The 7,365-nt window shown below is 51.7% G+C and carries 11 protein-coding genes; 4 read left to right on the top strand and 7 right to left on the bottom strand.

The features are described from left to right. Window positions 1-27: 27 nt before the first annotated feature. The 4 genes from QMG93_RS03410 to QMG93_RS03425 form a co-directional block, all read right to left on the bottom strand. Entirely contained in the window at window positions 28-510 is a 483-nt protein-coding gene (locus tag QMG93_RS03410) for a DMT family transporter (protein ID WP_281933508.1), read from the bottom strand. Then, the gene (locus QMG93_RS03415; RefSeq protein WP_281933509.1) at window positions 507-1,235 is read right to left on the bottom strand and encodes a Crp/Fnr family transcriptional regulator; all 729 of its coding nucleotides are present in this window, start codon (window positions 1,233-1,235) and stop codon (window positions 507-509) included. Before QMG93_RS03415 ends, QMG93_RS03410 begins: the two co-directional genes overlap by 4 nt. A gap of 30 nt (window positions 1,236-1,265) precedes the next feature. Beyond that, complete coding sequence (locus QMG93_RS03420) at window positions 1,266-1,691, bottom strand: DMT family transporter (RefSeq protein ID WP_281933511.1); 426 nt, start codon at window positions 1,689-1,691, stop codon at window positions 1,266-1,268. Between the two features lie 219 nt (window positions 1,692-1,910). Next, a complete protein-coding gene (locus QMG93_RS03425; protein ID WP_281933514.1) occupies window positions 1,911-2,501 on the bottom strand; it encodes a hypothetical protein in 591 nt (196 codons plus the stop codon). 238 nt (window positions 2,502-2,739) lie between these two features. Here QMG93_RS03425 and QMG93_RS03430 point away from each other — a divergent pair, with 238 nt between their 5' ends. Then, window positions 2,740-3,444 carry a TioE family transcriptional regulator gene (locus QMG93_RS03430; RefSeq protein WP_281933516.1) on the top strand — a complete coding sequence of 235 codons (705 nt, stop codon included), beginning with the start codon at window positions 2,740-2,742 and terminating at the stop codon, window positions 3,442-3,444. A gap of 15 nt (window positions 3,445-3,459) precedes the next feature. On the opposite strand, the gene QMG93_RS03435 is transcribed toward QMG93_RS03430, so the two are convergent. Then, window positions 3,460-3,930 (bottom strand): cytochrome P450, encoded by a 471-nt coding sequence (locus QMG93_RS03435; RefSeq protein ID WP_281933518.1) that lies wholly within the window; start codon window positions 3,928-3,930, stop codon window positions 3,460-3,462. A gap of 474 nt (window positions 3,931-4,404) precedes the next feature. Between QMG93_RS03435 and QMG93_RS03440 the strand changes: the two genes are divergently transcribed. Genes QMG93_RS03440 through QMG93_RS03450 form a run of 3 tightly spaced genes read left to right on the top strand, consistent with a single transcriptional unit; the run spans window position 4,405 to window position 6,187 of the window. After that, entirely contained in the window at window positions 4,405-5,001 is a 597-nt protein-coding gene (locus QMG93_RS03440) for a TetR/AcrR family transcriptional regulator (protein WP_281933520.1), read from the top strand. Window positions 5,002-5,021: 20 nt separating this feature from the next. After that, window positions 5,022-5,882 (top strand): aminoglycoside phosphotransferase family protein, encoded by an 861-nt coding sequence (locus tag QMG93_RS03445; RefSeq protein WP_281933522.1) that lies wholly within the window; start codon window positions 5,022-5,024, stop codon window positions 5,880-5,882. Then, window positions 5,879-6,187, top strand: a complete 309-nt coding sequence (locus tag QMG93_RS03450; protein ID WP_281933524.1) for a hypothetical protein — start codon at window positions 5,879-5,881, stop codon at window positions 6,185-6,187. Before QMG93_RS03445 ends, QMG93_RS03450 begins: the two co-directional genes overlap by 4 nt. A 58-nt stretch (window positions 6,188-6,245) precedes the next feature. On the opposite strand, the gene QMG93_RS03455 is transcribed toward QMG93_RS03450, so the two are convergent. Both QMG93_RS03455 and QMG93_RS03460 read right to left on the bottom strand, forming a co-directional pair. Next, window positions 6,246-6,716 carry a DinB family protein gene (locus QMG93_RS03455; protein ID WP_281933525.1) on the bottom strand — a complete coding sequence of 157 codons (471 nt, stop codon included), beginning with the start codon at window positions 6,714-6,716 and terminating at the stop codon, window positions 6,246-6,248. Window positions 6,717-6,741: 25 nt separating this feature from the next. Then, window positions 6,742-7,269, bottom strand: coding sequence for a GNAT family N-acetyltransferase (locus tag QMG93_RS03460; protein WP_281933527.1), 528 nt, complete (start codon window positions 7,267-7,269; stop codon window positions 6,742-6,744). Window positions 7,270-7,365 lie beyond the last annotated feature (96 nt).

Raw genomic sequence — 7,365 nt, forward strand, 5'->3', positions numbered from 1 at the left:
CCGCCAAGGCGCCGCGGGAGCTTCTTGTCAAGAATGGCCCGCAGGCATTTTGGACGCTGCCCGCGGCGCCCTGCGTTTGCTGCCCAATTTAAACACAACGATGCCCCCGACGATAACCAGCACTCCGATCAGCTTGCTGAACGTAAAAGGAACCTTGTCCAGACCCAGCCATCCCATCGAGTCCCACAGCAATGCAAACCCGAGCTGCGCCGCCATAACGATCGAGACGGCAAACGTAGGACCAAGCAGCCTTATCCCCTGCACCAGACAGGTGACCACCCCTACGCCGATCAAGCCGCTAAACCAGTACCAGGTCTGCATCGGATGCGGGGCAAATAAATGCGTTCCCTCCGCGATCAGACCGAGCGTCAGCGAAGCCAGAAAGCCCAGTCCCAACACCAGTGTCGTCGTAGCCCAAGAGCTCGCGCGCTCGTTCACCTTACTGTTAAAAATATTTTGCAGCCCGACCAGCGATCCTGCGATAAGCGACAAGGACAGCCCTACCATCATAATCGCGTCTCTCCTTTTCCCCGATTGTGCTCGTAAATATTATGACCTGCCAGCGCGCTTAATCCATTCCTGTCTTTCACCACGATAATCCCTTTATCCCGCTCAACGAGACCTTCGATGCAGAACTGCCGGATGACCCGGTTCAAATGTCTGTAGCTTGTTCCGATAAAATTCGCCGCGTCCGACAGACTGACCGCGCTTTGCTGCCCTTCCAATCGGGAAGCGGATTCGTCGGAGGTGACGGACAATAGATAGCTGGCCAAACGCACTTCCACCGGATGCATCAGATTGAAGCTGAGCGAATTGGATTTGATGTAAAACTTCTGCGTAATGATTTCCAGCAAAAACCGCAGCAGCGGCGCATGATCTTTTCCGTATTTGTGCAGCCAGCGGTAATGGATGCCGATCATATGGACGGACGATACGGCCTCAACCGTATTGAGAATGGGCGTCCCGCGCACGTATTCGACGTCCCCGATCACCTCAAGCGGCGTCTTGAAAGAAAGAACGAGCGTTTTGCCTTCCGACGAGGTGGTATAGATCTTGATCTTCCCGTTCACAAGCACGTACAGATACTCCGGTGCTTGGCCTTGGGTGCAGATGAGATCCCCCTGCTCGAAGCCGTACAGCGACAAATGCGGCAGCAACGGTTCGTGAAATACGGAGTCGAGCTGAAATGCCCGCAAATAATGATTCAATTGCTCACGATCTTGAATTTCCTTCATACTCCGGCCTCCAGCTTCAACTTGCAGCAATCAAAATTTCAGGATAACCACACCGGCGATCATCATCGCGATCCCGATGAACTGCGGCAGCCCCATCTTCTGCTTCGCCACGCCGAACCAACCTTTGCAGTCAATGACGAAGGTCAGACTTAGCTGCGCAATCAGCAAAACGGCGATCGTCAAGGTAACGCCGATCTGATGTATCGCCGTGACGTTGCTGAAAATAACGACCGCTCCGAAAGCGCCACCGGTCAAGTATAGCGGCTTCACTTGCTTGAGCCCCTGCAAACTCCCGTCGCGGACAAAGATCAGGATCAGCAGCGCCGCAACGAATCCGGTGAACTGGGTGAGCGTCGCCGCTTGCCATGTGCCGATATCTTGACTAATCCGGGAGTTGGCCACTCCTTGCAGGGTAATAAAACCCCCGCCCAAAAACGCAAATAAACTCCCTCGCATGTTTTCCCTCTCCCCAACTATACATTTTTCCATTATTAAATGACAGATCGAAGGATTGGGAAAGGACATATGTCCTGAACTGGCAAGTTGGACAACGCAAAAGAAACCTTCGAGGATTTGAAGGTCTCTGACGTTGTTGAGATACCCGCTTCGCATGGAAAATTCTCTGCATAAGCCGGTCTCAACACTTTATTAATAGGAACCGGGAGCGTTCTTTTTTCAATCGTGTTTTCCGATTCCCTCTTCATTGCCCCAATTGATAATTCTAAGCAGAACCTGGTCCCGATCATGAAACCCGTAACCTGCGAAAAATGGAGAGGCCATTTTCAGAACGGAAAAATGGTTCTCCCGGATCAGCCGGTCAATCACTTTCCAGAAAACAATGGACAGATTGCCTTCCAAATAATCCTGATCTTCCGAATATCCCTTCGGATATGCGTCGCTGTCTGCAAATTCCTGCCAGCCCTGAAAGTCGACCTGCGTGTAGCCCTGATATTTAAAATCGCCGGTATTATTGGTAAATGGCAGCAAATTGGCGCTGGTCATGTACGAATTGGCCATTTGCCAATTCATGCCTTTCTCGATGGATTGAGCGGTAAAGTTAAGCGCCCTCTCGGCAGAACGTTTCGCCTCCATAACAGAATTCTCCGTTGTATCAAAGCATAGGAGCACGTAACCATAGTAAGGCTCGGAATCAAAGGCGAAATAACAGATTTCTTCGTTTGTATGCTCAGCAGAAAACTGCTTTATGGCGGAAACACTCTCTTGGAATAGCCTTTCCTCTACTTCCTTCCAGTCCGGTTCGTTCATTCGGTACCCGACTCCTTTATGCTGTATTGGCAGGGGTTGTCGCGGCCTGCTGCGCTTGTCGCCTTTATTATAGAACGAACATTCCTTATTTTTCAAATTTCAACAACGCGGTTAACTTAACATTACCTTCGTGGGCCCGATCATTTATTTGGTATAGAAAAAGCCTAGTTTACTTATACGAGACGCTTTTGATATAGTAGAAATCTACTTTTGCTTCGATCGTGAAGGAGGCCCGGAGATGAGGTATTACAAGCCGATTGAGATTGCCAGGGAACTGCACATTAGCACGAGCGCTTTGCGGCATTACGAGTCTTGGGGCATCGTTCCGGCCCCTGACCGCGCTCCCAACGGATACCGCCTGTATACTAAGGTGCATTTGGCCTACTTTCGCTGCCTTCGCGCGATGTTCCCTGCCTTTGGCGTTGGGCTCACCTGCCAAGTGCTTCGCCTCATTCAAAACGGAGATGTGGACACCGCCTTCTGGCTCGTCAACAAAGAGCAAGCGAACCTGCATCACGAAAAGACCATTGCCGACCAGACGCTGGAGTTGCTGCAAAATCCGGAGCTCCCGCTCGCAGCGAACAAAAAGCTGAAAACCCACATGAGCATCGGCGAAGTCGCTGCTTTCACCGGAGTACAGGATTCGGCCATCCGGCATTGGGAGAAGGAAGGACTCATCTCGCCGGAGCGCGATCCCGAGAATGGCTACCGGATTTTCACGCCGATACACGTACGGCAAATTTTGCTCATACGCACACTGCGCCGGACCGTCTATTTCTTGGAAAATATGAAGGAAATCGTTCATGCCGTGGAGCATCATAGCATCGAGCAAGCGAAGAAGGTCGCGGAAAATGCGCTGGTAAGCATCCATCACCGCAATCGCCAGCAGTTTTACGGCGTCCATCAATTGGTCGAGCTTTGTCAAGAGCTTGGGCTGCAATAGGGCTGCGATAGGAGGCTACCAATCGACGAGCTGACGAATGGTTCCTCGAACCGGCTCCCGCCCGAATTTGCCGTCTTGGGGAACGATGCGTATCGGCATTCCGTTCACGGGACGCATGACCAGATTCGGGCTAATTTTGGCGTGGGGCACAACGGAAAATCGGTAACGCCGTAAGAGGATCGACAGCACCACCTTCATCTCCTGCATGGCGAAGCCCCAGCCGATACACATGTGCGGTCCTGCGCTAAACGGCAGGAATTCATAAGGAGTCCGTTTGATCGTGCTCCAGCGCCCGGGTATAAAGCGATTCGGCTCTTCATAGAGCTCGGGCAGCCGGTGCGTGATGAATTGGCTGAAGTAAACATTCGTTTTCGGCGGTATCGTCATCTCTCCCAGCTCACACGAAGCCGTCGTCACCCGGGCTCCGATCGGCGCAGGCGGCAGCAAGCGCAAGCTTTCCTTCACCACGCCTTCGAGCAAAGGCAATTGATTCAGCTTTTCCAGACTCGGCTCGCTCCCCCCATCGCCCCGTTCAGCTCCTCCAGAAGGTCAGACATGATGTCAGGATGCTGGCTCAGCAGAAAAATCATTTTCCCCAAGACGGTGTGCTTCGGGATCTTGATCAGTCCGGAGCTGATCTCGAAGAAATCCGGATTCGTAACGATTTGATGGTTATACTCGGGCCCGAAGGCAAAAATGGCGGAAGGATTGTCCCCCTTGGTTTAAGGCGACCAGCTTGCCGTAAGTATCGTACAACCAGCGCTGGTAAGCAAACGGGCTGCGGAAAAAGCGCAGCATGTTCATTTCCAGCCCAAAACCGACCGCGGACCCGGTATGCGCGGTTTTAAGCCGACAGGTCCGGTACCGTTGACGACTTTCATGCTTTGGCTCAACCTTTTTTTCCCTTTTACAAATTGATTCGCTACAAATCATTTAGTATAGTAGTTGCGAGGTGAACACATGAACGGGTACCGGCTTCGTACGGAAAAGAAGAAAGAACTCATTCTCAAAACGACATTCGAATTAATTTTCGCTTACGAGCTCGATAAGCTGAGTATTGCCGATATCGCCAGAAAGGCAAACGTCTCCCCGGTTACTATCTATAATTATTTTGGAAGCCGGGATGAGCTTATCCGAATGACATTCGTTCATTACATGGATACGACGCTGGAGAAGTACGAAGACATTTTAGGGGCAGAGATGCCGTTTCAGCAAAAAATGGATCTGATCTTGTGCGACCGCAGCGAAATCGCCAACCAATTGAATGTGAACCTCATTCGAGCAACGGCCGGCGATCCGGCGATCCGCGACTACCTGGAACAGTTTTACCAAAACAAAACCTTACCTTTTTTCGAAAAATTGATTGAACAAGGAAAAAAGGAAGGCTATATTGACCCGAGTATTTCGATGGAAGCCGCAATGGTGTATATCCAACTGTTTAAAGAAGCTTTGGCGCGGCCCGGGTTTTTGCAGCAAGCAAGTGAATCCATGCTTCAAGACTTGAATCGGCTTTTTTATTTCGGCTTCATCGGGAGATCCCCGGAACATCGCATTTAGGGTGAGAAAGGAGGCCAGATGTGGAGCGCCTGGACGAGGTGATTTGGGTCGAGAAAACGAGCTTCGTTGACGAATTGCTGGACCAAGAACTAACCGTTAGCCCCATACCGGCCGGACTGGAAGCCAACGTGTTGAAATTTTGTTCCCCTACGGACTGCGCTGTGCTTAAAATATGGAACAAGGCTTCGAATCCGGATGTGCATTTTCAACATGGCCTGCTGGCCGCACTTCGGCACAGAGGTATTCCCGTTTCAACGTCTTATGGCTGGGGACACACCCCTTCCCGGCATAAAGTGTTGCTGACGAGCTGCGACGGCAGCCCGCCTTCAACAGTCACGAGCCGACACGCAAAAGATTTCGCCGACTTGTTGCTGGGACTGCATCAATTATCGGTTCGGGAGCTGGACCGTGCGCTCCTTAAAACATACGATTTCATTCCTTATTTCTATCCGGGAATTGAAGAGCATCAAGACATTTGGGCCGAACTGCTCCCGTTAGTTGCAGGCTCCGAACTGAAACGAAACAAGCTGATTCACGGCGACTTTAACTTGGGCAACATCCTCGACAACCAAGGAAAGTACACCATCATCGACTGGACTAATGCGCAATTAGGGGACGCCAGGTACGATTTGGCTTGGTCAAGTTTCTTAATCCATATTTACAATGGAGAAATGCTGGCATCTGCATTCCGGAATGCCTATTTATCGGGCAGTGAATTCGATACGGAAGAAATCCGGAGGTTTGAAGCGATTGCATGTCTCCGGTGGCTGCTGCTCCATAGAACCGCCGATATCCCCAGAACCGAGACGACGATCCACCGAGTCAATGAGATCATCATCGGAAATAAGTATTTGAAGAACGAAATAGGAGGATTTCCATGAGCAAACGTTTTCGGATTACAAGAGAATTTAAAGAAAATGGAACTGCGGAGCAAGGTATTTCTTTGGAGGAATGCAGACAGTATTTTTCGACCAAACCCGACTTTGCCTATACCTCGGTATTTACGGTGACAGGGGCTACTACCATGTCGATCGAGGGAGATTTTTTCATGTGGACCTTCGGCGATAGCAAGATCCCTTTCCGGCATTACCAGGGGGATATTTACGTATCCGGCTCCAATGAAGCGGTAATCCCCAAAATGATGGAGATTGCAGGCGAATTGGACGCGGATGTGCTGGAAGGGTAATCTGGCGGAAACGATAGCATGAGGCCATGCCCAACCGATGGGATGGCCTCCAAAAAGCTTATACCCTGCTCTGCCGGTAAGCCTCCTTCACCCGCTCGATTTGAGCAAGGTGGATACGGACATGCTTGACGCGGTATTCCAGCATTTGGCGAAAGGTGAACCTCGCCCCGTCTTCATACACCCCCACCCGCTCGCTTTGATCGGCTGTCAGATGGACCAGCACGGGCTGCATATGGGCACGCAGCATTTGAAACAGCAGCAGATGCTGCTCACGGTCCTGCTTCTCATACCCGAGGTTTTTCACCCATACGTCCTGTTCCCACGACATAATAAGCGGCTCGTCCTCCGCCAACACTTTTTTCAGCCTTTGTGTCGAGACCAGCTCGGAATCTGCAAGATGAATGAGAATTTCATGAATGCTCCATTTGTCCGGTGCCGGCTTGAAACGAAGCTCCTCTTCCGTCAATCCTTCGACGGCTTCCCGCAGCAGCTCATATCCGCGGCCGTATTCCTCAATCAACGCTTCCACTTTTGGAATCCTCCCTATCTCATAACTACACTACGCTCGCGTCAAGGTCCAAGCACCAGTCGTTACATCGCATAGTGCTCCCCGGCGGGTATTCGAAGCTGCATTCGGCGACGAACTGGAAGCCCAGCTTCCGGCAGATCGCGTTGGATGCAGGGTTATCGACGGACGGGAACGCGTGCATGTACCTGTGCTTGCGCTCGGCCTTGGCGCTGGCAATAGCTGCCACGGCTGCCATGGTCGCGATGCCTTTGCCCTGGTATGCCGGGAGAACGCCCCAGCCGGTCTCGTACACGGTCTCTCCTTGCCAGCTCCGCTCCCAGTACCCAATATTGCCGACCGCTTCGAGACTTGGCGGCAGGACGATGCCGAACATGCGGCCAGTCCCCTTCCGTCCGATCTCAACGTACCGCTTGTGGCGCGCGAGAAGCTGCTCTTCCGTCTCCGGGCCTCCAAGATGCTCCAACATCTCCGGTGTATTCAAGCGATACAGCAGCTCAAGATCAGCTTCCGTCCAAGGCTCGATCCGTACTTGTAAGGCATTCGTTTCGGGCATCTTTCTCACTCCTAATCGCAGGGTTCCCCCATATTGTACCAGATGATGATACCAAAAGAGATCGCACCATAAAAAATCGCCCTCTTGTTTTGCCAA

This window comes from Paenibacillus tyrphae (assembly GCF_027925525.1).
Lineage (GTDB): Bacteria > Bacillota > Bacilli > Paenibacillales > NBRC-103111 > Paenibacillus_G > Paenibacillus_G tyrfis_B.